Annotated in this window: 24 protein-coding genes, 3 pseudogenes and 1 CRISPR repeat array; of the genes and pseudogenes, 10 read left to right on the forward strand and 17 right to left on the reverse strand. The window is 59.7% G+C overall.

Annotation, left to right across the window (positions count from 1 at the left end):
* Nucleotides 1-432, forward strand: a pseudogene (locus J1C49_RS20195) (integrase); the annotation flags it as partial.
* A 174-nt stretch (nt 433-606) separates the two neighbouring features.
* On the opposite strand, the gene J1C49_RS20200 reads toward J1C49_RS20195, so the two are convergent.
* The 3 genes from J1C49_RS20200 to J1C49_RS21995 form a co-directional block, all read right to left on the reverse strand.
* Nucleotides 607-1,917 (reverse strand): McrC family protein, encoded by a 1,311-nt coding sequence (locus tag J1C49_RS20200; protein WP_227447649.1) that lies wholly within the window; start codon nt 1,915-1,917, stop codon nt 607-609.
* A complete protein-coding gene (locus J1C49_RS20205) occupies nt 1,917-4,514 on the reverse strand; it encodes an AAA family ATPase (protein WP_227447650.1) in 2,598 nt (865 codons plus the stop codon). The genes J1C49_RS20200 and J1C49_RS20205 overlap by 1 nt, the downstream gene beginning before the upstream one ends.
* 207 nt (nt 4,515-4,721) lie before the next feature.
* A complete protein-coding gene (locus J1C49_RS21995; RefSeq protein ID WP_227447651.1) occupies nt 4,722-5,021 on the reverse strand; it encodes an AAA domain-containing protein in 300 nt (99 codons plus the stop codon).
* A gap of 113 nt (nt 5,022-5,134) precedes the next feature.
* On the opposite strand from J1C49_RS21995, the pseudogene J1C49_RS20215 reads away from it, so the two are divergent.
* From J1C49_RS20215 to J1C49_RS20245, 7 genes and pseudogenes are all read left to right on the forward strand, one after another.
* Nucleotides 5,135-5,497 (forward strand): annotated as a pseudogene (locus J1C49_RS20215) (recombinase family protein); the annotation flags it as partial.
* Nucleotides 5,494-5,813 (forward strand): annotated as a pseudogene (locus J1C49_RS20220) (hypothetical protein). The pseudogenes J1C49_RS20215 and J1C49_RS20220, both read left to right, overlap by 4 nt.
* A 329-nt stretch (nt 5,814-6,142) precedes the next feature.
* A complete protein-coding gene (cas9, locus tag J1C49_RS20225; RefSeq protein WP_227447652.1) occupies nt 6,143-9,472 on the forward strand; it encodes a type II CRISPR RNA-guided endonuclease Cas9 in 3,330 nt (1,109 codons plus the stop codon).
* A gap of 60 nt (nt 9,473-9,532) precedes the next feature.
* Nucleotides 9,533-10,444, forward strand: a complete 912-nt coding sequence (gene cas1 / locus J1C49_RS20230) for a type II CRISPR-associated endonuclease Cas1 (RefSeq protein ID WP_227447653.1) — start codon at nt 9,533-9,535, stop codon at nt 10,442-10,444.
* A 35-nt stretch (nt 10,445-10,479) separates the two neighbouring features.
* On the forward strand, nt 10,480-10,785 hold the full coding sequence (gene cas2, locus J1C49_RS20235; RefSeq protein WP_227447654.1) for a CRISPR-associated endonuclease Cas2: 306 nt from the start codon (nt 10,480-10,482) through the stop codon (nt 10,783-10,785).
* A gap of 73 nt (nt 10,786-10,858) precedes the next feature.
* Nucleotides 10,859-11,751: a CRISPR direct-repeat array (repeat unit 36 nt; unit sequence AGTTTAGCTGTTCAGAATTCGGGGTCCAGCCGCAAC).
* A gap of 70 nt (nt 11,752-11,821) precedes the next feature.
* Nucleotides 11,822-12,256, forward strand: coding sequence for an HNH endonuclease family protein (locus tag J1C49_RS20240; protein ID WP_227447655.1), 435 nt, complete (start codon nt 11,822-11,824; stop codon nt 12,254-12,256).
* Nucleotides 12,253-12,639 carry a type I restriction-modification system subunit M N-terminal domain-containing protein gene (locus J1C49_RS20245; protein ID WP_227447656.1) on the forward strand — a complete coding sequence of 129 codons (387 nt, stop codon included), beginning with the start codon at nt 12,253-12,255 and terminating at the stop codon, nt 12,637-12,639. Before J1C49_RS20240 ends, J1C49_RS20245 begins: the two co-directional genes overlap by 4 nt.
* A 216-nt stretch (nt 12,640-12,855) precedes the next feature.
* Here the strand turns inward: J1C49_RS20245 and J1C49_RS20250 are convergent, their stop codons facing one another.
* The 14 genes from J1C49_RS20250 to J1C49_RS20315 all read right to left on the reverse strand — a co-directional run bounded on the left by J1C49_RS20250 (nt 12,856) and on the right by J1C49_RS20315 (nt 23,396).
* Entirely contained in the window at nt 12,856-13,947 is a 1,092-nt protein-coding gene (locus tag J1C49_RS20250; RefSeq protein WP_227447657.1) for a tyrosine-type recombinase/integrase, read from the reverse strand.
* Nucleotides 13,947-14,183, reverse strand: a complete 237-nt coding sequence (locus tag J1C49_RS20255) for a hypothetical protein (protein WP_227447658.1) — start codon at nt 14,181-14,183, stop codon at nt 13,947-13,949. The genes J1C49_RS20250 and J1C49_RS20255 overlap by 1 nt, the downstream gene beginning before the upstream one ends.
* On the reverse strand, nt 14,176-14,742 hold the full coding sequence (locus J1C49_RS20260; RefSeq protein WP_227447659.1) for a MerR family transcriptional regulator: 567 nt from the start codon (nt 14,740-14,742) through the stop codon (nt 14,176-14,178). The genes J1C49_RS20255 and J1C49_RS20260 overlap by 8 nt, the downstream gene beginning before the upstream one ends.
* A gap of 65 nt (nt 14,743-14,807) precedes the next feature.
* On the reverse strand, nt 14,808-15,026 hold the full coding sequence (locus J1C49_RS20265) for a hypothetical protein (protein WP_227447660.1): 219 nt from the start codon (nt 15,024-15,026) through the stop codon (nt 14,808-14,810).
* Entirely contained in the window at nt 15,023-16,078 is a 1,056-nt protein-coding gene (locus J1C49_RS20270; protein WP_227447661.1) for a phage portal protein, read from the reverse strand. The genes J1C49_RS20265 and J1C49_RS20270 overlap by 4 nt, the downstream gene beginning before the upstream one ends.
* A 2-nt stretch (nt 16,079-16,080) precedes the next feature.
* Entirely contained in the window at nt 16,081-16,617 is a 537-nt protein-coding gene (locus tag J1C49_RS20275) for a hypothetical protein (RefSeq protein WP_227447662.1), read from the reverse strand.
* Nucleotide 16,618: 1 nt separating this feature from the next.
* Entirely contained in the window at nt 16,619-17,200 is a 582-nt protein-coding gene (locus J1C49_RS20280; protein WP_227447663.1) for an HK97 family phage prohead protease, read from the reverse strand.
* Nucleotides 17,200-18,456: a phage major capsid protein gene (locus J1C49_RS20285; RefSeq protein WP_227447664.1), complete on the reverse strand. Its 1,257-nt coding sequence runs from the start codon at nt 18,454-18,456 to the stop codon at nt 17,200-17,202. Before J1C49_RS20285 ends, J1C49_RS20280 begins: the two co-directional genes overlap by 1 nt.
* Nucleotides 18,449-18,790 carry an HNH endonuclease gene (locus tag J1C49_RS20290; protein ID WP_227447665.1) on the reverse strand — a complete coding sequence of 114 codons (342 nt, stop codon included), beginning with the start codon at nt 18,788-18,790 and terminating at the stop codon, nt 18,449-18,451. The genes J1C49_RS20285 and J1C49_RS20290 overlap by 8 nt, the downstream gene beginning before the upstream one ends.
* Entirely contained in the window at nt 18,783-19,139 is a 357-nt protein-coding gene (locus J1C49_RS20295) for a hypothetical protein (protein WP_227447666.1), read from the reverse strand. Before J1C49_RS20295 ends, J1C49_RS20290 begins: the two co-directional genes overlap by 8 nt.
* Complete coding sequence (locus J1C49_RS20300) at nt 19,130-20,644, reverse strand: terminase TerL endonuclease subunit (protein ID WP_227447667.1); 1,515 nt, start codon at nt 20,642-20,644, stop codon at nt 19,130-19,132. The genes J1C49_RS20295 and J1C49_RS20300 overlap by 10 nt, the downstream gene beginning before the upstream one ends.
* The gene (locus J1C49_RS20305; protein ID WP_227447668.1) at nt 20,641-21,366 is read right to left on the reverse strand and encodes a hypothetical protein; all 726 of its coding nucleotides are present in this window, start codon (nt 21,364-21,366) and stop codon (nt 20,641-20,643) included. The genes J1C49_RS20300 and J1C49_RS20305 overlap by 4 nt, the downstream gene beginning before the upstream one ends.
* The gene (locus J1C49_RS20310) at nt 21,353-22,813 is read right to left on the reverse strand and encodes an AAA family ATPase (RefSeq protein WP_227447669.1); all 1,461 of its coding nucleotides are present in this window, start codon (nt 22,811-22,813) and stop codon (nt 21,353-21,355) included. The genes J1C49_RS20305 and J1C49_RS20310 overlap by 14 nt, the downstream gene beginning before the upstream one ends.
* Nucleotides 22,800-23,396, reverse strand: a complete 597-nt coding sequence (locus J1C49_RS20315; protein WP_227447670.1) for a bifunctional DNA primase/polymerase — start codon at nt 23,394-23,396, stop codon at nt 22,800-22,802. Before J1C49_RS20315 ends, J1C49_RS20310 begins: the two co-directional genes overlap by 14 nt.
* Before the next feature lie 377 nt (nt 23,397-23,773).
* Here J1C49_RS20315 and J1C49_RS20320 point away from each other — a divergent pair, with 377 nt between their 5' ends.
* On the forward strand, nt 23,774-24,970 hold the full coding sequence (locus J1C49_RS20320) for a phage integrase SAM-like domain-containing protein (RefSeq protein WP_227447671.1): 1,197 nt from the start codon (nt 23,774-23,776) through the stop codon (nt 24,968-24,970).
* A 170-nt stretch (nt 24,971-25,140) separates the two neighbouring features.
* On the forward strand, nt 25,141-25,726 hold a 586-nt coding region (locus tag J1C49_RS20325), incomplete at its 3' end, for an AAA family ATPase (RefSeq protein ID WP_227447672.1).

The raw sequence follows: 25,726 nt of genomic DNA on the forward strand, positions 1-25,726 counted from the left end.
TTCTTTGCCAAGGGCTTCCCCGAGGCCGAAGTTGCGCTCCGCGCATGGATCACCCATCTCGAAGACGTGGCTCTCTACGGCCCCGACGACCCGCTCTTCCCCGCCACAGCTTTAAAGGTCAGCGCCGAAACCGGCTTCCAAGCCGATGGCTTCGCGCGCCGCCCATGGAAAAGTACCGAACCGGCTCGCAAGATCGTCAACGCGGCCTTCACCGCCGCAGGCCTACCCACCTTTGGCCCGCACGCCTTCCGCCACATGTTGGCCCGCCACGCGACGAAGAATTTCACCTCCGTCGCCGAAATCGTCGCCACATCCCAGAACCTCGGCCACACCGATGTCCTGACTACCCTGCGCAGCTACGGCCAAATCGACCGCGACCGAGTGCGGGAACTGATCACAGGCGAGTTAGCGGACGATGTGTTGGAGGAGTGATCCCGAAGGTGGCAAGCGGCGTCGAGATGTGGGAACAGGTGTGGGAGTGCCTGGCACAATGAGCGATTCTTTCACACTAAATCATATACCTAACGAAAGCTTGTGGCGGAGGGGATGGGAACCCCGTCGAACCTTCTCCAGCTTGCGCGCCTTCGAAGATGATCGGCGGCTCCGTTAAACTGACAGTTCTGCTGCCAACTCGCTGGTGACAAGTAAACTTTGAAGCCGATCAATTATGTTTCCACCATTCGCTACATCAATGCTGGCGATCTCCAATGTTGTCGTTTGACCAGTTATTCGGTGTTTAGCCTGGACAAGCTCTGTTGCACCCAGCCCTGGATGATGTGGATAAAGAAGAGTAAGCCGAGGCGCACAATATAGCTGTGCATAGGCCATCATCTGATAGACGTCGCCTTGGGAAACTCCTTGTTTTCGGTCATCAATACGGGAGGAGATCCGCTTCCACTTTGTGTCAATCACATGGACAACCTGCCCCGCACGCCAGATCAGGATATCGGGTTTCGTCTGGAAGACAGCGCGTTCATCATCGAGCGATGTCAGGCAGAATAGTCTCCCGCCTTGTAGAGAGACCCGATACACCGTGCGTGCCAAAGCGCTTGTGATTAGCCGGCCGACATATTCCTCAAAAAGGGCGCTCATCTCAAAGAGGAGTGCAGTCCCCCGTCCCGCCCCGGCACTCGTCGTTTGGTAACGATTGCGCAGAAAAAGTTGCGCTATCCCTAACAATTCCTGCCACGCCCGGTTTGTCCGGTCGATAACGACCTCATTCCATTTCAGCGCAGGAACAGCGACTTCGGATATATCGGCGTAGACGAAAGCCAGTTCGCGCAAACGCTGTTGATTGGCGGGACTGCGCGACATTCTGGAGAGATGTGCGACCGTTGCTTTCATGATGCGGTTCAGAGCGATGTCCTCAGAGAGCTCATCGAACTTGCAGGCAAGCCGTGAGGGGTTCGCTGCGTGGCGTGTAAATTGACGAGGCAGATTGAGCGTCCCGCGCAACGCTGCAAGATCATCCTCTTGGACGATATATCGCCGCGGCATGCCGCGACGAACGGCATCGGTCAGCTTGCTGCAGAAAATGCGGATGAGAATTTCCAGAAGCGTTTCGCGCTGCCAGTCAAGCTCTGTGATTTGGCCTGTCTCGATCTTTAGGTCGAGCGCGACAGCAAGCATGTGAACAAGGCGTTTGCGAATGGCAGCGTTTTGCATTGCTTCACCACCCTGCACCTCGACATCGATCTTAGGAAGTATCTCGAGACTGCACTCGTCGGTCGCCAAGACGCCGACGACACCACGCGCTCGCAGTTCATGGCGCCGATCCTCAAGCACTCCTCCGCCGCTGCCGACAAAGGTAGATTTCTTGGCGAGCGCCGCGAGACGCTCGGCAAAGTGTTCGGGAATGCAGCCGTCCCCTTCGCCGTGGGGCAACGTTTCCCATTCGCGCAGGGTGAAGGCCGGCATCAGGCCGCAAACTCTGAGAAGTCGAAATTGTCTTTGACCGTCCACCGCAGCTTTTCGCTAGAAAAGTCGTCTTCAGTCATACCTCCGGGTACCGCAATTTGTTTGGCATCGAGGAAGCGGGCGGGACCGTGAGTAGAGTCGCCAAGAACAGCTGCGACCTTGGACCAGTCCTCATAGAAATACTCAGCCAGAAGCGGGATCACCTTGTCTCGCATGACGCTCTCAATATCCGCCCGCGTTTGGCAGCCTGTGAAGTACGCGTGCCCGATTTGATGCTCCCGGTCGAACAGATACTCGATTCGCTCGTTGATCGTAGACAGCAGCTTTTGCAGATCGACCCCCTCGACGTTGTCCGACAAAACTGAAGGGTCGGGCATCAGTTCCTTGAAAGAAAACCGGCGGCGTAGTGCTGTGTCCAACAGTGCGATGGAGCGATCGGCCGTGTTCATCGTACCGATGACATGGAGGTTCTGAGGCACGCCAAAGGACTTCTTGGAATAGGGAAGCGTGAGGCGGATCTCGTTGTCCATCCCGAGCCGCTTGTCGGGCTCAAGAAGGGTGATCAGCTCGCCGAAGACCTTTGAGATGTTCGCCCGGTTGATCTCGTCGATGATGAGGACATACGGTCTTGCCTCGCGCTTCACCGGTTCGCCGCCGCTGTTCATGTAACTTTCGAGGGCAACGGTATCGAGGCGTGCCCGATTAAGTGGATAGATCGACCTCATGGTGAAGTTGCCATCGTAGATCTCGGAGGCGGGAACCCCCTCCCTGTCCACCCAGAGCCATCGCACGGAGCGCCGTTGGCAATATTTCCGATTGTCCCGCTGCCGGTATTGGTATTCGCCCGTGACTTCGCCGATGGCCCGGAACAGTCGGTTGCCCTTGGTCACAACGATGATGTCTCCCACGTCCAGCTGGTTACGAAAAACGTCCACCTGGCTCACCTGACCCGACTGCAGAGTAGCCTCGCCTCCGCGCTCGCCATGGGTACGGCAAGCCTCCAGTATCTCCTCGACATCGGAAAACCTGTCGTCGGAGAAGTCGATGTCCTCCCAGCCGAGGAGCGTGTGCCCCTCGGTGATGGCTTCCTCGAACAGGTAGTCCTCTGCGGCCACGTTGGCGCGCGCGATCGACATCTTGAAGACCTGCCGCCCGTCGATAGAAAAAGCGTTCTCATGCGGCACGGTCGGCATACCCTTCTCCGCACGCTCCGAGATGCGTCTGAAGATCCCAGGGACCGGCTCCAGCCGGAACCCGGTGCCCGCCGAGCTGTCTTCGGACTGATCCGTGGTCGGTCGCAGCCCCTCGATGAACTCCTCGTAAGACATTGACTGGTGGAAGGTCACGAATTCTATGCGCCCATCGCTCACGAGACTGCGGTAGGTTTTCATGAGTTCTGCTCTGGCATCCTGTCCACTTAGTGCAACGGCCGCTTCGTCACCCAAGCACAGCAGGACGGCCTCCCATGCCGTCTGATATGTCTTGCCCGTGCCCGGCGGGCCATAGAGGATCAGGTTTACGGCGGGTGGCGAAGGCGCTTTTTTTGTGTCGGTCACGGTGTCCGCCTCTGGTTGTGAATTGAGCGTATATGTAAAAACGGTTGAACTGCTTGGATTCGGTCCGGTACTCGTGGGCGGCGGCACTTGCGCAAGTTTCTGGAATTTTGCACCGCCAAGGGCCTGGCAGATGTTCGGAAAGGCGTCCTTGAGCCCCATAGCTGCTGCAAGGTCGCCCGCGCGGATGGAGACCTCCAATGCACGACGTTCCCGCGCCGGCTCAATGAAGTAATTGAATGCACATGAACGTATCCGATCCGCATCGCGCAGCAGGTGATCATAACTGTCAGGCGGCGTGACCGGTTTGTCGTATTGGTCCACGATGATGAAACCGGAATTGTGGAGACAAGCCGCTGCACTGGCTTTGGTGCTCCAACCTCCGTTGAGCCCGTCCAGCTTTTTGGCGAAAGCCACAATCGGTTTTGTCGGATAGACGCGATTGTCACGATCACGCGATGACCGGACCCAATAGCCGCGTGGTTCGCCAAAGGCACCGAATGTTTCGCTATGGATCCCTGTTGAACGGTGTTTGTCGTACGCATCCATCGCCGCTTCGATCATATCTCGGGAAAGAGCGCCCGCGCTCGGTTCGTTTTGTGTAACTCCAGTATATTCATCGATGACATGCATGATCACTCGCTCCACATCAGAGCGATCAACCAATCTGATCGTGATCTCGCCCCCATTGTTCCTGTTTACATGAGCGTCGCCGAAGTGCTTTTGCAAACGATCAACACTGTAGTCGGCCCTCTTCAGGGCAGGCTTACGAATGTAGAAAAGAATGTCCTTGTTGTTCACGATGAAGGCAAAAGGATTCTCCCGACCGGCGCGCAGGTCAAAGAGGTTCACTACCTTCATAATGCTTTCGCCGGCATTGGGTTCAACGGCGTAATTGTCACCCAGATCCTGGAAATGATCGAGCAAAGCATCGAAGGCTTCTCGCACGGGAGGAAAGCCAATTCGCCCCCTCATTTCCGCGAACCTGTTGAGCTCCCCGGCGGTCTGGTCGGGCTTCCCGTTTTGGCTAAGTCGATTCTTCAAGTTAACCTTCCATATTTGGGCAAGTTGCAAGTGCGTACAGCGTATTCAACAGCTTCATCTGCTCAACAATGTTCCACTGCGCCTCTCGCAATCGCGGCGCTCCAAACACCAATACCAGACCCATGGAACGAGACACAGCAGCATTGATGCGGTTCAGAGAAAGCAGAAACTCCATCCCGCGCGAAGTTTCTTCTACGGACGATGCGGTCATACAAACTGAGCAGACCGTGCCTCTTGGCCCTGAAACATGTCCACGGTGGCGACACGCACGCCGGAGGGAAGCGTATCCCGGAGAGCGTTTACATGTGCGTTGTATGGGGCAATTACGATTATGTCTATCTCGCTCATCGGTCGCGTTCTGCCGTTCTTCTCCGTCCAGCTTCTGCCACGGATCTCCGTGACGGTTTCTCCAATTGCGGTGACTTCTTCATGTGCGATCTGTGCATCACCCTCATGGGGGACCGGTACCCAGAAATCTCCGGCTTCGGGGAGCGCTGTGTCTGCCACGCACTGGTGAGTTGTATCAGAATGGCCGGTCAGTCGGCCTTAATTCACCTGATCCGATACAAACCGACAAGGGGCACGCAGATCAGCAACGGTGTCCAGAAGAGAATACGGAGGAGACCGTGCTGAAGCATGGCGCCGGATCGTGCCCCGTGGGTCGTGTGTCAGCGGGAGAGATCGAAGCTGCCGTCATCGACCAGCTCCGCACTGTGTTCCGCCAGCCCGAGATCGTGGCCGGGACATGGAAGGCAGCTCGCACCCACGCCGACGACATCACCGAAGCGGACGCCCGCGCGGCGCTACAGCAACCCGATCCGTTGTGGGGAGAGCTCTTCCCCGCCGAACAGGCGCGCATCGTTGCGCTGCTGGTCGATCGCGTGGACATCGGCACGGATGGGCTCAACGTGCGGCTGCGCGTCGACGGCCTGAGTGGCCTTTCGCGCGAGATGCTGGTCGGCGGTATCGAGGCGGCCGCATGACCTGCGAAACTCCGATCCCCGAGACGATCACACTCCACGTGCCATTCCGCGCCGGACAGACAGCACCCTCTTAAAGGCGCTGGCCCGCGCCTTCCGATGGAACCGGATGCTCGACTCAGGCGAGTTTGCCACCATCGTCGAATTGGCCGAGCGCGACGGGATCGCGCCGTCCTACATGACCCGGGTCCTGCGGCTCACGCTGCTCGCGCCCGACATCTTCGAGGCGATCCTCGATGGCAGGCAGGGGCCGGAGGTGACGCTGGCGCGAGCGCTGGAACCGTTCCCGTTGGAGTGGGAGCGGGCTCAATTCTGCTGAGCGACGCTCACGGCCCATTCCAGCCATTCCTGAAGAGACTGGGATGCTGTAGTCGCAAGCCGTTTTCCGGATATTCGCGCAGACCCTCAGCCTTTGGACAACCGGGCGGTCAGAACCTCCTCACAAGGAGGAAGACTGTATGTATCCCTAACAAAAAAGGAAACGCGCCCCGTAGGACGCGCTTCAATGTGGTGCTACTTCGAGCTTGTTAACGGCTCGACCGCGAATTCTGAACAGTCTTTTTTTCGCATATGGCGACCACCCTTTCAAGTTGCATCCTATCCCACGGCAAGGAATCCTGATCGAAATTGCAAATCTGGGTGACGAGAATGCGTTTGGGTCTTGATATTGGAGCGAACTCCATTGGCTGGTGGCTGTATGAAACCGACGGTGTCGAGGCTGACGCAAGGATCACTGGTGTGATAACTGGCGGTGTTCGCGTTTTCTCGGATGGACGAGATCCGCAATCCGGCGCATCACTGGCGGTTGATCGAAGGACCGCCCGTGCCATGCGTCGCCGCCGTGACCGCTACCTACGCCGACGCTCCACGCTGATGAAGGTCCTGGCCGATGCGGGGATGATGCCTGCCGATCCCGCAGAGGCGAAGACTCTGGAGGCGCTGGATCCTTACGCGTTGCGTGCTACCGGTTTGGACGAAGCGCTGCCGCTGACTCACCTGGGCCGAGCGCTGTTTCACATCAACCAGCGACGAGGTTTCAAATCCAATCGCAAGACAGATCGCGGCGATAACGAAAGCGGCAAAATCGAGGACGCCACCGCGCGGCTTGAGCAGGCGATGATGGCCAGCGGTGCGCGCACCTACGGCGAGTTCCTGCACATGCGGCGCCAGCGCTTGAAGGAAAAGCCGAGCACGGAGCCCAATATAAACAAGGATGGCACACGGCTGGATTACCGCAATGTGCCGACCGTGCGGACCCGACTCTCAATTGCCAGACGGGATGGGCCGGACGGTAAAGAGGAAGCGGGTTATGACTTCTACCCCGACCGCAATCATCTCGAGGGAGAGTTTCACAAACTCTGGACGGCGCAGGCGAGCCATCACCCTGAGTTGACTGACGATCTGCGCGCCCTCGTGTTCGAGAAGATCTTCTTTCAACGTCCACTGAAAGAACCGAAGGTCGGGCTTTGTCTGTTCTCAGGCCATCGAGGAGTTCCTTCTCGGGAGGAGCGCTTGCCCAAGGCCCATCCCCTGACCCAGCGCCGGGTGCTTCATGAAACCGTCAATCAGTTGCGTGTGACGGCAGACGGGAGGAAAACACGCGCTCTGACCCTCGAGGAGCGTGACCGGATCGTCCACGCGCTGGACAACAAGAAGCCCACGGCGTCTCTCAAGTCCATGTCTATGAAACTGCCCGCGCTGGCGAAGGTGCTGAAACTGCGCAACGGCGAGCGGTTCACGTTGGAAACCGGCGTGCGCGACGCAATCGCCTGCGACCCAGTACGCGCCAGCCTCTCCCATCCAGACCGTTTCGGCCCTCGCTGGTCAGTCTTGAGTTCCGATGCACAATGGCACGTGATTTCGCGCATCCGACGGGTGCAAAGCGACGCGGATCATGCGGCGCTGGTGGATTGGTTGATACAAGCTCATGGGCTCAACCGCGACCACGCCGAAGGGACCGCCAAGGCACCGCTACCCGAGGGCTATGGGCGGTTGGGGCTGACGGCCACCACGCGTATCCTCGAACTCCTCCAATCCGATGTCATAACCTACTCGGACGCTGTAGCCGCCTGCGGCTGGCACCATTCGGACCATCGCACGGGTGAAGTCTTTGACCCTACGCGCTGGATTGATGATGACAAAGAAGAGCCTGAACCATGGGAAAACCCGCTCCCCTACTATGGTGAAGTTCTCGACCGACACGTAATTCCAGGGAGTTATGATCGTGAGTTGCACGATCCTCGAAAGCAGGCAGCGGAGTATTTTGGCCGAATTACCAACCCGACCGTGCATATCGGTTTGAACCAATTGCGGCGCTTGGTGAACAAGATCGTCAACAACTACGGCAAACCCGATCAGATCGTCGTCGAACTGGCACGAGAACTGAAGCAGTCCGAGCAGCAGAAGCAGGACGCGATGAAACGCATCCGAGACACGACAGCGGCGGCGAAGAAACGCAGCGAGAAGCTCGAAGAACTCGAGATCGAAGACAACGGCCGCAACCGGATGCTTCTGCGGCTGTGGGAGGATTTGAACCCAGAAGATGCGATGCGGCGTTTCTGCCCTTATACGGGCGAGCGCATCTCAGTTGAGATGATCTTTAGAGACTGCGATGTCGATCACATTCTGCCCTATTCGCGCACTCTGGACGACAGTTTCGCAAACCGCACGCTTTGCCTGCGTGAAGCCAACCGGGAAAAGCGCAATCAGACTCCGTGGGAAGCCTTCGGCGGCACCCCAAAATGGGACGCGATCGAAGTCAATCTTAAAAACCTGCCCGACAACAAGCGCTGGCGTTTTGCCCCGGACGCAATGGAGCGGTTCGAAGGCGAACACGATTTTCTAGACCGGGCGTTGGTCGATACCCAATATCTCGCCCGGATATCCCGCACCTATCTCGACACGCTGTTTACCGAGGGCGGCCATGTCTGGGTCGTGCCGGGTCGGCTGACCGAAATGCTACGGCGGCATTGGGGGTTGAACTCCCTGCTGAGTGACAAGGATCGCGGTGCGGTCAAGGCCAAGAACCGAACCGATCACCGTCACCACGCCATCGACGCTGCCGTGGTCGCCGCCACGGACCGCAGCTTGCTTAACCGTATCAGCCGCGCTGCCGGCCAAGGCGAACAGGCCGGCCAATCCGCCGAACTCATCGCCCGCGAAACGCCACCGCCTTGGGAGGGCTTTCGCAGTGATCTTGAGGTTCAGCTCGGCAAGATTATCGTAAGCCATCGCGCTGATCACGGACGGATCGACAAGGAGGCCCGCAAGCTAGGACGCGACAGCACAGCCGGTCAATTGCACCAGGAGACGGCCTATTCCATCGTCGATGACATCTATGTCGCGAGTCGGACAGATTTGTTGAGCGTCAAGCCTGCGCAGCTGCTTGATGAGCCGGGCCGAAGTGGCCAAGTGCGCGACCCGCAGTTGCGAAAGGCCTTGCGCGTGGCGGCCTGCAACAAGACCGGCAAGGACTACGAAAAAGCCCTGCGCGACTTCGCGTCCAAACCCGGCCCATATCACGGCATCCGCCGGGTGCGCATCATCAAGCCATTGCAAGAGCAGGCGCGCGTTCCTGTGCCCGCGCAGGAGCCGATCAAGGCGTACCAGGGCGGCAGCAACCACGTGTTCGAGATCTGGCGGCTTCCAGACGGAAAGATAGAAGCCCAGGTCATCACGACCTTCGAGGCCCATACCCTCGAAAGCGAGAAACGGCCCCACCCGGCGGCCAAGCGTCTACTTCGAGTGCACAAGGGCGATATGGTTGCGCTGGAACGGGATGGGCGAACGGTCGTCGGACATGTCCAGAAAATGGACATTGCAAACGGCTTGTTCATCACGCCGCATAATGAAGCGAACGCAGCGGAGCGAAAATGCTGGATCCAGATAGCAGCTCGACCCGCGGTCGCATCCGGGATTCGGCGCATATCTGTTGATGAAATTGGCCGTCTTCGCGACGGAGGCGCCAAGCCCGTATAGGCCAGAGTCGCCCGAATCGAAAAAACATGCCAACCTTCCAAGGGCTTGGAGGGGGAAGGCATGGATCAGATCGTAGATATCTCGACCGACGGTCGGCATCTCTCGCGCGACCGGGGCTTTCTGAAAGTCAGCGATGGTGCTGAAGAAATCGGCCGCATACCGCTCGACCAGATCGCGGGGGTGATCGTGCACGCGCACGGGACCACATGGTCCACCTCACTCTTAACCGAACTCGCTGATCGCGGAGCTCCGGTTGTCCTGTGCGGGTCCAACCACGCTCCCCGATCTGTTCTGCTGCCTCTCGAGGGGCATCACGCCCAAGGTGCCCGTCTGCGTGCTCAATGGCAGGCCAAAGCCCCAATTCTGAAGCAAGCTTGGAAACAGGTGGTGATCTCCAAGATCGCCATGCAGGCGGCCGCTCTGGAGGCAGTGGGTGAGACCCACGCGCCTGTCGCCATGCTCAAGCGCAAAGTGGTCAGCGGCGACAGCACCAATGTCGAAGCCCAGGCCGCTCGTTATTACTGGCCCCGCATGATGGGTCAGGAGTTTCGACGGGATCGCACAGCACCCGATCTCAATGCGCTGTTGAACTATGGATATACCGTCCTGCGCGCAGCTACCGCCCGCGCCGTCGTGGCCGCCGGGTTGCACCCCACCATCGGGCTGCACCATTCCAACAGAGGTAACGCCTTTGCCCTGGCAGATGACCTGATGGAGCCGTTCAGACCCTTGGTGGATTGCTGCGTTCGAGGGCTCGCGGAACGAAATGGACCAAAGGTGGATACCGAGGCTAAAACGACACTGGCCAGGCTCATCGCACTCGATCTGCCCTTTGGCGGCGGCTTGACGCCAGTGTCTATAGCGCTTGGCAAACTCGCCGTTTCGCTGGGTCAGAGCTTTGAGACAAGACGCCTGAACCTTGCCCTTCCTTCGCCGCCCGATGTTCTTACCCTTTCGGGGTTAGGGTCATGACCACTGCACCTGTCTACCTGTCTGGATACCGAATCATGTGGATTCTCGTGATGTTTGATTTGCCCACCGACACCAAGCCGCAGCGGAAGGCGGCGACGGACTTTCGGAACTTCCTGCTGGATGAAGGTTTTGAGCGCAGTCAGTTTTCGGTCTATTGCCGTTTCGTCAACGGCAAGGAGGCGTTCCAAACACGCGTGAACCGTATAGAGCGACATCTGCCGGACAAGGGCGACATTCAGATCCTCAACTTCACCGATCGGCAGTATCGTGATATTGTTCATTTCTCGGATCAGGGTCGCAGGGCGGCCCGGAAAAACCCAGAACAACTGGCGCTGTTTTGATGAAGATTCCTCGGTTTGCCTCACCCGTCCCCTCCCAAGACTCCTGTGATTTCAGGAGTTTGGAAGGGGATCGAGTTTAGCTGTTCAGAATTCGGGGTCCAGCCGCAACTAGCGGAACGACCGCAACGCTGACAGCTTCAGTTTAGCTGTTCAGAATTCGGGGTCCAGCCGCAACCTGCGTGTAAATGACCTGTTCGACCAGCTCAGTTTAGCTGTTCAGAATTCGGGGTCCAGCCGCAACAAGCCTTCGATCTGGGCGCAATGCAGATGCAGTTTAGCTGTTCAGAATTCGGGGTCCAGCCGCAACATTCACCCGCCGCGACCACCCGCGCCCGAAAGTTTAGCTGTTCAGAATTCGGGGTCCAGCCGCAACAAATCCGGGCGCGCGTCTTTTGCGATTTGAGTTTAGCTGTTCAGAATTCGGGGTCCAGCCGCAACCGAAAATTCAAGAATCCGCTCGCAGGCTCGAGTTTAGCTGTTCAGAATTCGGGGTCCAGCCGCAACACGCGCGCGGCCTGCTGATCGCAAAGCGCGAGTTTAGCTGTTCAGAATTCGGGGTCCAGCCGCAACCTGAATTTTCGGGATGCGTTGCGGGATTTGAGTTTAGCTGTTCAGAATTCGGGGTCCAGCCGCAACGAGAAGTTCCGGTCTTTGTGATAGCGGAAGAGTTTAGCTGTTCAGAATTCGGGGTCCAGCCGCAACTTCCGCCACATCCGCAGATCCAGCCGCGTAAGTTTAGCTGTTCAGAATTCGGGGTCCAGCCGCAACAAAATTGGCGGTTTTATTCCGGCGGGCGGTAGTTTAGCTGTTCAGAATTCGGGGTCCAGCCGCAACATGGCGCGACGGCTCTCGTGGTATTTCTCCAGTTTAGCTGTTCAGAATTCGGGGTCCAGCCGCAACAAGCGTGGCGATGTGGTTTACCTGAAGTCGAGTTTAGCTGTTCAGAATTCGCGGTCCAAGCGTCAAGGAACGCTCGACAGGTTTTACACTCACCCAAGCGGAAGCATTCGCTCTGTTCAACGCCCTGGACGGTGACGTGTATCTTGCAACGCGGTTTGTGAAACCGATCTTTCTCCGGTTGGAGCAAGCCTCGACGGACGGATCGGCAGTTTATGACTATCCAACGATTTCGGTCGAACACGTCTGCCCACGAACTCTCCCGGACAACTCTCAATGGGCGGACTGGTTCTCTGATCCCGAAGAACACAGTTCTTGGCTACACACCCTGGGAAATCTTGTGCTGCTGAATTTCCGAAAGAAATCTGCAGCGCGCAATTTTGAATTTGATGTCAAGAATAACCAATACTTCGCGCCTGGAGATTCAAGCGCCTTTACACTGACCAACGAGGTGCGCTCCTATTCGACCTGGACTCCGTCCGACATTGAAGAACGTCGAGAAGTGCTCTTGCGACGCTTGGCGAAAGATTGGCGTTTGGCCGATGTCTTTGAGAACTGGTGGGCATCCGAATGACAAACGAACAGCTCGTCTCGACGATTTGGAATTATGCGCATGTTATGCGCGACCAGGGCGTATCCTACAGCGAGCAGATCACCTACCTCCTATTCCTAAAGATGGACCAGGAGCGCGAAGACCTTCGATGCGAGACATCGGCCATCCCGCTGCAATGGAGTTGGGCGCAGATCGCGAGCAAGGACGGCGACGCGCTGGAGCTGCAGTATCGTTACATGCTGGAGGCGCTGGGCCGCGTAGATGGGCTGATCGGCACGATCTTCCGCAAGACCCAGAACAAACTGTCCGACCCGGCGAAGCTGACAGTGATCAAGGAGCCTTGTCAGCCAAATCGAAGAACAAAGTACGACCTCCGCGCGACTTTACGTGTAATTCCCGTGTAACCCCTAGCGGACTGTACCGGCTTTGTTCGGAAAGGATCAGGAAGTAGTTTTGCGATACAGATCTCTGTTTATTCTCAATTTCAAGCACTTCGGTTTAATTCAGAGCGGTGTCTCAATTCAGGCCGCAAAATTGAAAATCCTCGTGTCGGTGGTTCGATTCCGCCCCCGGGCACCATTCAAACGCTTGATATTGCTCGATATTCATTTTTGAGCCTCTCAGGGTTTGACAGTTTTCTTGAAGGGTTTGACAACTCTTGATCGGCGTTCGTTCTCCTTTTCGAGTGTTTCCATCGTGAGCCGGTTGCGGTCCGCAAGGTTGGCGGACCGGGAATAGTGGCGGGCCATAGACGGGGTCTTCTGCCCCAGCAGGTCCGCAATCTGGCGTTCCTCAAGCCCCGCCTCGCGTAGCGTCGTGGCCACGGTATGCCGCAGTCCCTTGAGGGTCAGACCGGGTTGCACCACGCCCTCAGCTTCCAGCTTCTTCTTGAAGCGGTGCCAGACCGTCGAAAAGCCGTTGTAGGTCCAGGGCTTCCCGGTGGACGTGGCAAGGATCGTGATTGCATCGTGTTTCGGTGCGCGGGCGAGTTCGGCTTTCAGCGTTGGGCCAATAGGCACAGGCGAAGGGTTGCCGACGCGGCTATGGGAAGCCCACATAACGCCGTCCGCGATTTCATCACGCCGCAGCTTTAGAGCGTCAGACGGATCAAGCCCACTATTCATAATCAGAGCGATGACCGCCCGGACGTGGGGCGCGGCCCGATCCAGCACAACGGCGCGCTCCTCGACGGTCCAGGGCCGGTTGGCGTAGGGCCGATCTTTCGGGCGCGGCTTGGGGATGACGCCCGCCGCATAGTCCCGGTCGATCAAACCTTTCGGAATGGCGTAGCGGAAAACTTGGCTCAGGAAGGTGCGGACCATGTTTGCCCGCCGCCAGCCGATCTTGCCCGCCGCCTTGTCATGGATGCCCGACATAAGGGGTGTTGTGATCGCGGAAACGGGCGTGTCGCGGATCGGGTGCAGGAAGTCAGCGCACTTGCGATAGTCGCGCTTTGTCGCGTCCGCCAGATTGCCAAAGTGCTCAGTCTGGAAATAGGCATTGACCAGCCCGCCAAGCGTTCCGGGCTTGGGGGCTTGCGCCTTCCTCGCCTCGGCAATCGCGGCGATGCGGGCGCATTCCGCGAAAAACTCAGCCGATCCCAGCGGGGTCTTTTCCAGGTCGATCTTGTGGCCCGTGGCGCGATGATAGCAGCGCGGTTTCCCGTGCCGGTCATCGAATATCTTGAAGCCCTTTACCCTGATCCGCGTCATTACAGCTTGCCAAGAATGGCGTCTTGCGTCGCCATCTCAGCCCCTTCCTTCATCGCATCAATCCACTTGTCCAGGTCGCGCTTGTCCCAAAGGATCGTGCCGGGGCGCATCTCGACCGGCTGGACTGGGCAAGTCGCCTTAAAGTGTTTGACGGGCAGGCCGGTATAGTCCGCCGCCTCAGCCTGTTTCAGCATCCGCTTTTCAATGACGCTGATATTGAGGTTTGCGTTAGCCATCGTCCTTAACCTCGACCTCAAAGCGGATGATCGGCAATGGGGACAATTCCGCGATGCGATGCGCCAGCAAGCTATGGTCCAGCGCGATTCCGTAGAAATTGCCGCTTTTGCCCATGATCCTTTCGCCATCTGCCAGATTGCGAAGGCGGGCCGCACTCGCCCCTTGCTCATTCTCGGGCAAGGCGACGAAGGTGAATTGCTCATCGCCCGATGCGCCCCTGACGTGCCCACCCCTGATCTGGTCCATTTGCTCGGCGGAAAGCTGATCGCCCGTGAACACCGCCACGTCATCCCAGCGCACCAGTTCATCCATGACGGGCAGAACCGCCAAGCTGGAAACGGACTCAGCGGTTTCAAGGGAAATGCCGCTTTGCGTAAAAGCGCGCATCACAGTCATGCGGATCACGTCCGCAAGATCGTATTTGTTCCAGCCATCGGCGCGACCTTGGATAACGCCGCGCCGCCGCCAGTCACGTTGGAGGGAAGTCGAAACGCCAGAAACGCGCGCAACCTCGCTCGGGGAATATTCGTGGGTTATGGTCCTGACAGAATACTTCATCGCTCACGCCTCTTGCCTTACCGTGGTGGATACCACGCATTGCAGAGCGTGGCAAGCCCCACGCTTCATCTTGTGTTGCGCGCCACCTTGTAGCTATCGCGGATCATGCCGCGCACATCGCCCAGGAATATCCAATCCAGCGATGCCCCGCAGCGAACACAGAAATTCAGCAGTTCGGGCGCGGGTGCCCCATCGTCAGACAAGAGCCGCCCCGGGGGCTGCACTCCGATTGTGTCAGCATAGAAATGCATCCGCGCCTCGGCTTCGGTGTAGTTGATGCTCATATCTCATTCCCCCAATCGACCAGCCGCAGGGCGTCGGACGGATCAACGCCCGCCTCTTTCGCTTGCGCCAAGGCGCCCACAATCGCCGTGATCGCCCGCGCCCGTCCGCCCGCATCGAAGGCTTGAAGGGGCCGCATCACGTCCAGCGTGACCGTCGATCCCAGCTTGTCCGACGCTTCCTCGGCAATGCCCGCCGCTATCGGTTGCAGCACCCATTGCGCCAGATGCCGTTGCGCTTCCCTCACCATCGGGCCGGTCGTGGCGGGCGCGGTCAGACCGGGCAAGATGCCGAATGCCATGTTGATCCCGTCGCGCGCCGCCGCCAGCGTCTCGCGCGTCATGGCTTTCGACAGGTCCGGGGAAAGATCGTGGGGCTTCCAGTCCTGCATCGGGGCCGGTCCGCCCGCCGCCGCGACGTTGACGCTTTCGCGGATCAGCACCTTGCCCCGGTTGCCTCGAAACCCGCGCGCCATCGCTTCCAGGTCGGTTTGCGGTGCCTCGGGGAATGGGACGATCTGACTGGCCAGCGGGGCCGTCTCGAATACCTCAGCAAGTGCCGTCTCGACCGCGTTCAACAGCCCCGCCGTCAGTTGCGCCCGCTTGAGCGGGGCCGTGCCATAGTAAGGCGCGGACACGTCGCAGCCGATCCGAAAATGCAAGACCTCAGCCGCCAGCGCGGTTTCAGACCGTCCGCCGCCCGCCTCGGATACCGACACGCGGTAGGCCGTGGGGCGTCCGTCGCGGGTGCGCAGATCCCAATCGGAACAGGGGACAAGCCCCGCGTCACGAATCAGGAATAGCGCCTCGCCCCGCAGGGCCAGAGACCGCGCACAGAGCGTCAGGGACCGTCGGTCCAGCAGATCGGTGCCGGATACATCGGCAAGCCCTAGACCGCCTTCCCAGAGCGTCACAGCGCCTTGTGCCGTGGCCGTAAGTTCTGCAATGCCGCGCCGCCCGGATACATAGGCTTCCCGCGCCGCCATGATCTCAGCCGTGAAGCCCGATCCGCTGGACCGGGTTTCCTCAGCAGTCTTTCGCTTAAATGGCCACATGCTCAGGCCCTCCTTTTGTAAGGCCGTAGCAGATCAGCCGCGCCGCTCAGTTCCATTGCGCGCGCCACCCAGGCCGGGTTGCGCTGATAGCTTTCCTCGATCGCGCTCCCCATGTTGACGGAATAGCTGGACACGCCCGCCCGATCCGTCGCGTCCGTCAGGTATTCGGCAAGCCGCCGGAACGCCTCAGAGACAGCCGCGGGAACGTCACCGCCCCCCACGTCCGCCGCGATCCGATAGGGGCCGTCACCGGGCAGATCATAGCCGCCCCAGGGGGACGCCGCAGGGGTGCATTCCACCCATGCGCCGCTTTCCCAAACCTCGACCGTGTTCAGGGTGGACGGCTGCAAAGGGGCTTCCCATGCGCCTTCCCCCTCGACCGTCCAGACCACTTCCCGCGCCGTCCAGCGCATCCGGCAATAAGCCTCGATCCGTTGCCAGAGCGCCGCCTGATCCAGCATCATCGCCGGAACGCTCAGGCCCGTGACGTTCGGATAGCTGGCCGGGATTGCCTCGACCTCTCTCAGTGTCACCGCCATGTCAGAGCCTCCACCGATACGGAACAAGCCAAGGGCCAAGTTCGCGCCGTAAGTCTCGATCCTCATCCGTATCCCAACGCCGCGCCTCGATCTGCGCTTGGGGATAGGCGGGTTTCGTCACGGCGCTGATCTCGATCAGGTCCGCAGAACGCACCACCCTCAACAGCCCGTCGCTATCGCGCTTCACAAGATCGCCGCCGTCCGTCACGCGAAAGCCGGGGCTGATCCCGCCCACCAGCCCCGCCGCAAGTGTGCCCAGAAAGTCGGTGACATAGCCCACGCCGCGCATTTCCGGGGCAATCGTCGCCTCGAAAGTCAAGGCGTCATCGCCGTCCCTGATCTCAAGACTTCCAGCCGCCCGCGATGCAAGCGGACGGTCAAAGTCGTGATGCACCAGCAAGTGAACGTCACCGCCAGCCGCGACCGATGCCCCGAAAGCCCGTGCCTCGAATACTTCCCGACGCCGTTCCCGACCGCCCGCCAGGACAGTCGGGACGGCATACGGGAACCGGCCCCGCAGGACGGTTGCCCCGTCCGCAGAGGTGCGGACCTCAAGCCCGCCTTTGGAACCGGCCCAGAGCATCACTGAATGCCCGTCAGGATGCGGGTTTGCACCGCGCGGGAAATGGTCACGTCCATCGTGGCCAGCGCCGTAAGCCGCAGCCCGCCCGATTGCGCATCCGAATACGGATCGCGGATCAGGTCGATTGCGCCCCACGTCCCCACGAAGAACGGGGGAACACCGCCCGCCGTGGTCGTCAGGACCGCGCTTGTCGCCAGCGGATCGCCCGCAGGATCGGCAAGGACGTTGTGGCTCATGGTCACGCTGCCCAGCGCGTCGGACAAGCGGTCCCATTCGGTGATCCCGCTGCCCGCATCCCAAATGTCCGCGTCCATCGTGTCCCAGACCTCGGGGCGGATCAGCAGCCGCACATCGCCGGGGCCGCTGGCCGCGTTGCCAGTGATGAAGCTCACCACCTCGGAGCGGAACGCCCCCCAGGTCGGGGCCGCAGTTACGGCTTCCTCATTGATGCCCCAGCCGGATGCACCCGCGAAAAGGCCCGTAGGCTCGCCCGCCGATCCGCTGCCCAGGAACACGGCACGGTCAAGGGCTTCCTCGATAGCGCCGTTCATGTCGCGCCGCACCGCTTGCTCAAGGCCGCTGCCGGATTGCTTGAGCGTCTTGCGCGTAATGCGCATCTGGACGCCTAGATTGTGATCCGGCTTCAAGGGCCGATCAACGGTCGTGTAGGCACTCGGGCCGGTCACGGAGCCGGTTTCCGATGCAGCCCACCCCGCCGTCACGCTGGACGTGGCAACGGGATATTCGACCTCGCCCACGCCCACGTTGACCATCTGGCCACCCATGCGGGCCGCGACCGATCCCGCGAAAAGCCGCTCAATGATCGGGGCCGTGCGGATCGGATCGGGGGTGCCACCCGCCACGGTTTCACCGGCCCGGATTTCCAGGGCTTCCCACGGCACCGGAACGCCGCGATAGCCGCCACGCGACCGCAGTTCGGTGACGATCTCGCCCGTCTGCCCTTCAAGGGCGCGGCCCTCATCCAGCGCAAGGGCCACTTGGCGCATTTCAAAGCCCGCCATGATCTCGGACCATTCCCGGCTGGATCGGGTTTCCAGATCAGCCCCGGCTTCCCGCCGTTCCTCATCCTCGGCAATCAGGGCCGCGCGATAGCGGGTTTCATTGGACCGATATTCCCGGTCCATTTCGTCCATCTGGCGGGTTTCATCCTCGGACGGCTTTTCTTTGCCGACCAGTTCCGAAAGCGATTGGCGGATTTCGCTCTGCCGCCGTGCGATTTTGACAGAATCAAGCATCTGATTTCCTTTCGTGCTCGATAGGGTTTTGGCCCGTTTGACGGACCAGCTTCTTCCACGCCTCGCGGGCGGGGTCGGGTCGGCCTAGGCCGATCTCGATACGGGTCTTGCGGGCATGACAGCGCCCACAGAGCGTTTGCAGATTGGACAGCGAATAGGCCAAGTCGGGCCGCGTCCTGACCGGCTCGATATGGTCGATCTCAAGCCGCCGCCGTTCGCCGCATTGGACGCATTGCCAATCGTCGCGCTCAAGCGCCTGCATCCGCAGAGCCTTCCAGCGCGGGCCGCGCGTGATCCGCCGGGAATGGCGGGCGTATTCCTTCCGATTAGTCATCCCGCGCCTGCAATTCCCAGAAAATGACCTCGCCAGCGGGGGCCAGCGGGGAAACGCGGATCGTGCGGAACACCTCGCCACCGATGCGCAGCCGGTCGGTTGTGGCGGGCGTGAGGGTCAGGCCCTCGACCGACAGGAAAACCCGCTGATCGCCCACGTCCATCAAGCCGCCCGCGATGAATTGCAGCTCAACCGCGTAGGTCGCCGTCAGGATCGTGACGGGGTATTCGGTATCCGGTCCGGGGGTGTATACCCCAAAGCCGTCCGTTGTGCCTTCACCGGGTCGCAACAGCGTTGCCGCCTGACCGTGTTTCGCTATCAGCCGTGATGCGGCTTCCATCATCCCCATGCGATGCGCCCTCCCTTGTGAGCGGGGCGGCCCACCATCCGGGCACCCTCAGCGACCGCCAGCACCGTAGCCGCCGCCGCGTCGATCCGGCCCGTGGACCGCGCCTTTGCCAGTTTCAGATTGTTCGCCGGGTCGTGCAGCGTGACCGCATCCGCAAAAGCGGACCGCAACAGCAGCGACGGGGCAGTTTTCACCTTGCCGTCATAGGCCGCGCGCCGGAACCGCTCGCAATCCTCGCCGCCGTCCTTGAAGCCTTGGCCGCGCCAGATGATCGGGCACCGGATGCCCGCGCGGTCTATCGCCTCGCCAAGTTCGGCTTGCTTGTATCGGTCCGCCGTGATCGCCGCGACCGGCTCGCCTTCTACATGGGCCATCACCTCGACCAGCCAGGGCGCTACGGGAACCGTCTGATCGCCGAGGGTGGACAACTCGCCCCGGTCCTGCATTTCGACATAGCGACCGGACACGCCGTCATTCTGGCCACGATCCAGAAGGGACGGCTTTGATGGGAAGGTGCCAAGAGCCTCAAGCCGCCCCGTCTCGGGCCAGTAGAACGCCGCCGCCGTCATGCTGGCAGAGCCGCCCAGGTCGATCCCGATGACCACCTGACCTTGCCGGGGTGGCAGGTCCGCCGTCTCGCAGGACAGCCATTCATCGACCGTCAACAGCAGGTCGCGGGTTTCGCCGCTGACACGCTCATTGCGGTTGTAGAGCCGGAAACTTGTGAGGGTCGATCCGCCCCGCGCAATCGCGCGCCGTGCCTGACCTTGCAGCCATTCAAGGCTTGAGCCGATGCCATGGGCCGCGCCGGGGTTGGCCAGCTTGAGGCTTTCCAGATCGTCCGCAGGAAGTCCGGGGGCGGGCCGGTGTTCTTGGCGATAGACGCCCTCTTGTTCCTCATCCAGCCAGACGGAAAACGGGTGCGCATCGTCCGCCGCGCTCGTGCTGATAATCAACGCCCGCCCACCACGCTTGCCCAGACCGGACAACAGGGCGTGTTCCAGGGCGTCCCCCTGATCCGCCTGCCAATGGCCGCGCTCATCCATCAAGACCAGCGTCGGGGCCGATCCCAGAGCCGTCTTGCCGTCCGCCGCAATGGCCCGGACGAAGTGTCCGCCGCCGTCGCCGTCATACTCAATCTCAAGCCGGGGGCTGCGCCGGATCGTGAAGGCCGCTTGCTCATCCTCAGGAAGCGACCGGATGAAACCCACAACGAAGTCAAACGCGATGCGCGCCTGATCCCGCGTCCGGGCCGCTATTAGGATTTCCCGTCTGGGCTGACGATCCCATTCTCCCTTGACCGCGCCCAGAGCGATGCCCGCCGACAGAGCGGTTTTCGCGTTGCCGCGCCCGATGCTCAGACAGGCTACGTTGATCCCGTCCGCCAAAGCACCCTTGACGAATTGCTTTTGAAACGGGGCCAGCTTCACCGCCTGACCGGCTTTCGGACCCTCGGGGATGCTCAGGCTTTCAAGGAAGCGGATTGCTTTGGTGGATGATTTCATGCAACCACCCCCGCAGTTGACGAGAGGGCAAAATGAACATCTTCCTTCTTAAAGTATGGGAAATAATATTTGTGGCCATTATGTGGGTTGGGGTCTGCCTGTTGCTTGGCATGGACCCATTCTTCGGGCTCTTCACTGAAAAGGTCGAGAAAACCTTCCCTATCTGCAAACGCGAGCTCTTCTGCGACCTTGGAGATGATCTCAAATTGGAATGTACTGATAAACCGAGGGATGCGTATGAGGTTGTTTGCGGCTATTCGGATGGCCTTGGCTGGAATTACGGAACCATCACCGATCAGCGCCAAGTTTTTCAAAATGGCGAATTGGTCGCTAAAGATACAAAGATTCCGAATGCGATTTACAGGATCAATTGTATACGCGATATCGATCCGCCAACACCGGGCCGTGATAGAAACGGAGTCATAATCGAAGACCAATTTTTTTGCCCTATGCCAGAACAGGGCAAAAGTCCGCCTAGGAGTGATGCCGCACAGCGCGAAAGCGGAAGTTAGCCCCACGGTTTCCTGCCCACTCGGAAAAGGGGGCATTGGGACCAGATCACGCCCGCCATTTGTGGCGTGCACCCAGCCGCCAAGGGCGGGTGCAACGCTCGGGGTATAAGGGGTATGTGTCGCACCCCCGTTGACCGGGCGTTGGCGGGGGGTTGCACCGGGGGTTGCACTCAGTATTGCACCGGGGGTTGCACCCTTACTCTTGACCATCATCGGCCCCCTTTCTGGCAATGTGTGAGCGGGCTTTCGCGCCGCTGCCGTGGCTGGCAATGACGATCTCGCCGCGTCCGAAAAGCGCATCCATCGCGCTCTTGAGCGCCCGCTTTGTGCAGCCCTCAGCCTCGGGGTGGCTGGCGAATTGAGACGGGGCGTATGTCGGGCCAGGGCTGGCAGAGACGTAGCGACCTTGCGCCGTCAGGGTGTCCAGCAGCTTGAGGAATACCCGCTCGCCCTTGGCCCCTGCCGCCAGCGCATCAAGCCCAGTGGGCTGCGCCTCAGCGACGAATACGCCCGCTTCCCACTTGAGGTTGATCTCGCCACCCGTGCGCCCATAGTTGGCTTTCTTGGTGGACAGCACCCGTGCGTCAGGGTCAGGCTCAAAGCCGTTGTCGGTGATCCGCGACAGGTAGAGCCGCGACCGGACAGAGTTATTCCATGCCGTCGATCCTGACGTTCCCGTGCCGCTATTGAGGCCGGTTAGGGACGGGTGGCCCAGCAGCAGGACCGCACATTTCCGCTTGATCGCCAGACCGCGCAGGATGCCCACGAATTGCCGCACCTTGGCACGGTCATTCTCATTGGCCGGATACACGTCCGCCAGGGTGTCAATGACGATCAGGGCCGGGGCTTCCTCAGCCGCCCGCTTGTCCAGTTCCTCGAACAGCGCGGATTGCATCAGGGCGATTTGTGTCTCGACCGCCAGCAACGCATCCTCGCCCGCCAGTGACCGCAGGGTGAGGCCCGACAGATCGTCATAGTCTCGATGCTCGGCCCTCAGAATGTCATCCAAGCGCCGGTGCAATTCGTCGTCGTCATCCTCGGCACTCAAAAAGATCACGCGCCCGGTGTTCGCCGTCTTGCCGATCCATGCAGTTTGCGCCGCGACCGCGACCGCCAGTTGCAGCGCCAAGAGGCTCTTGCCCGTGCCCCCGTCGCCGCTGAAAAGCGTGACAGTCTTTTGGGGCACCAGCCCGTGCACCAGCCATTGCCGGGGCGGGACGGCTTTCCCCTTGAGCGATGCCGCCGAATAGAATTGGCTTTCGCGCGCCGGGGCCGGTTGAATGATCGTCGGGCCGCGCCGGGCTGGCCGATAGTCGGGCCGATCTTGCGGGTGCTCAGGTTCTTGCAGACCAGCCGTCAGGCCGCTCCTGATCGTGGCGCGCACCGCCTCGGGGCCATCCTCTTGAGCAAGGCCCGACCGTTGCGCCGCTTCCATAAGCGCCGCCTCGACCTCAGCCGCTTGCAGGTATCCCGACGCGACCTTGTGGCCCAGCTTGAGCGCCGCGTTGTTCAGCGTCGTGTTGCGGGTGCCGTTCATCGCGCCCGCCACAATCGCCGCCTCAGCCTCCAGCGCCCGCCGCGCCCATTTTTCGCCGCGCTTGGTATCCTCAAGCGTTCGCAGATCGGCGGGATATTCGGGAAGATCAAAGGCACCCATAGCTGCCCCCTTCCCATTGATATTCGTCACGGGTGATGGAAGGCAGAGACGGGGGCAGAACGATAAAGCCTCCATCCCCCCGAATATCGACGCCTGCCGCCAAGAGGCCCGCAGAGTTTTTGAGCGGGCCGTTGTGGCGCATGAACACATGCAAGCCGCCGCTCGGGGTGATGGATATGACCGGGGACAGGGAATAGGGGTCGATCCCGACCGCCCGCAGATTGGCCAGCCCGTCCACACCGTTCTTGCGGTCAATGTCCAGCACCACGACGCCAGACGTCTTGCCTGTAGGCATTCCGATCATGGCCAGAGGCCAGCGCGCCCACCACGCCTTGACCGTCTCGGGGTCAGTCGTGGCCCGTCGCTTGGTCAGGTCCGGGTGGTCATCCTCGCCCTTGCCCCACTTGACCAGCGGCTTTTTCTGCCCGTGGATCATAAGGGCCGGGAACACCGGATAGCCCTTGGTCGCGTAGTCCAGCGTCGCGCTCACCAGTTCCTTGCGAAAGAGCGCCGCGCGTTCCTCGGGGGTGCCGATGTAGGGCCACGGTTCGGAAAGCATCGCTTGGGGTGCCAAAGCGTTCATACCAGCGCCCCCCAATGCATTGCCAAAATCGGGAAAAGTGCGGTATACTCGGGCCACAAACAGACGCCTTCCACAACGTCTTTAACCCCGGTTGTGATTGCCGTCGCGCCGGGGTTTTCGTTTGTCAGATCGGCCCGTGCCGGTTTGACATTTTCCGCGTAAGTATTTGATCCGCCGTCAGGGGTTTGACGTGCCGTGATCCCGTAAGTGCTTGCGTTGCCTTGAATAGCGCCGGATTGAAAATCCTCGTGTCGGTGGTTCGATTCCGCCCCCGGGCACCACAATACAACAATATCAATGGCTTACAGAGACATTGCCTGACTTCGTGTCTGTTTCTATACTTAGACACAGTTAGGCACTTGGGGTAAGTCTCTGATTTGACCGGAAAATCACCGAACGCGAAGAAACAGATCAAGCACCTGCGACGCGGACTCAGCATCTACAAGACGGGTCGGTCGCCGTTCTGGCACGCGCGTCTCTATGATTCCGTGAAGCGCCGGTATGTCGTCAAAACGACCAAGGAAACCAGTCGCTTGGACGCTGCCGAGGTCGCGGAAGAAATCGTCGCTGACTATCGGTCGAAGCAGAACACCAGTCACGCAGCGCAGAAAGATCGGTCCTTCGAACACTACGCGCATCTGCTGTCCGAAATGACCCGCGTCCAGAAGAAGGGCGCGCGCAACAAGTATGCCTTCTCCGACGAGTATAAGATCCTCTATCGCGAGGGTGACGGGGTGGTCTCCTACTTCGGCAAATACGATGTGGGGAAGATCACCTCGGGCATGGTGCGCGACTATCTGGTCTTTCTCGACAAGCGCCGGGACAAACCCCTGGCACCGTCCACCAAGGCAAAGCAATGTATGATGATCAGGAAGGTGCTGATGCTGGCGCTGGAAGATGGCGTGATCGATATCATCCCGCCGATGCCGAAGCAGCGCACGGTGGACAAACCGCGCATCTCGTTCACCGACAAGGAATACAAGAAACTGCTCGAGGTCGCGCGGGCGTGTGCGGATCGCGGTGACAAGGTTCGGGGCGTCGAGGTCACCCGCGAGCACTACAACCTGATCGTCTTCGCCGTTCACTCGTTCCTGCGACCGACCGAGACCGAACTCTTCGGCATCCGCTTCTGCGACATAGAAACGAAGGACGATCCGAAACACCTGCTCATGACGCTGACGGGCAAGACCGGGTATCGCACCTCGGCATCGCTGGAGGCGGCGGTCGACATATTCGAGAAGCAGAGGGAACTACACGCAGGCACGGCAGACACCGACTATGTGTTTATGCCGCAGTATGACAACCGAACCACTGCCGTGAACACCTACCGCCGCATCTTCAACCATTTCCTCGACGAGGCGAAGTTGAAGACAGACAAGGACGGCAACGCGCGGTCGCCATACTCGCTACGCCACTACGCACTACAGACGCGCCTGCGGAAGTCCGAGGGCAAGGTCAATATCTACTGGTTGGCAGAGAACGCGGGCACGTCGGTCGAACAATTGGAGCGGTTCTATCTCAAACGAATGGAACCCACCGGCGAGCGGGTGCGGAATATTCAATCGTTTGGATGAGAGCAAAGGATTCCCAGAAAGTGTCCCCAGAATGGTAGCGTTGATAATGGTTCGCGGTTCATGTCATTGTATCTTCGCGGGAACGTCACCGCGACTTGCGCGCACTCAGTGAAATCGCTCAATGAAATCCGGCTCTGGGGCTTTCGCCTGCAACAACGTGGAACTATCGAATGCTCCTATCCTTCGGTCTGAAAAAGTTCAAAAGCTATCTGGCAGCTGAACTACCGCTCTCATCTCTTACTGTAATGATTGGCGCTAACGCGTCCGGCAAGAGCAACGCAATCGAGGGGCTCCGCCTAGTGTCATGGCTCGCCCAAGGTCAGAAACTGCCTTCGATACAGTATAGTGTGAATAGGGGCGACCAAATTGTCAGAGGTACTGCTCGAAACCTTCCCAACGAAGGCTCACAAATATTTGGCTTCTCTTGCACTTTCTCAAATAGATGGTGGAAGAATTGGAGCGTTGAGGTTGAGTTGCGACCTGATGGGCTTCACATAACCTCTGAGGCAATAACCTCCCCATACGAAAACGTCCCGTTATACGTGCTTGACCAGCCATCAAGCGATAGAGGAACGGATGTGGGCGTCGCTTATAACAATTTTGCTAGAGGCGGGAAAAAGCCGCATATTACATGCATAGATCAGATGCCCATTTTTTCTCAACTAGGCTGTGTTGACAAAAGGGATTCACAGGGCACGCTGATCGTGATTCAAGCTGGTATCTGCGATGGAGATCAGCTTGGCACGAGACCTGATG

Origin of the sequence: Cognatishimia sp. F0-27, assembly GCF_020667845.1 — a bacterium.
Taxonomy (GTDB): domain Bacteria; phylum Pseudomonadota; class Alphaproteobacteria; order Rhodobacterales; family Rhodobacteraceae; genus JAFMPQ01.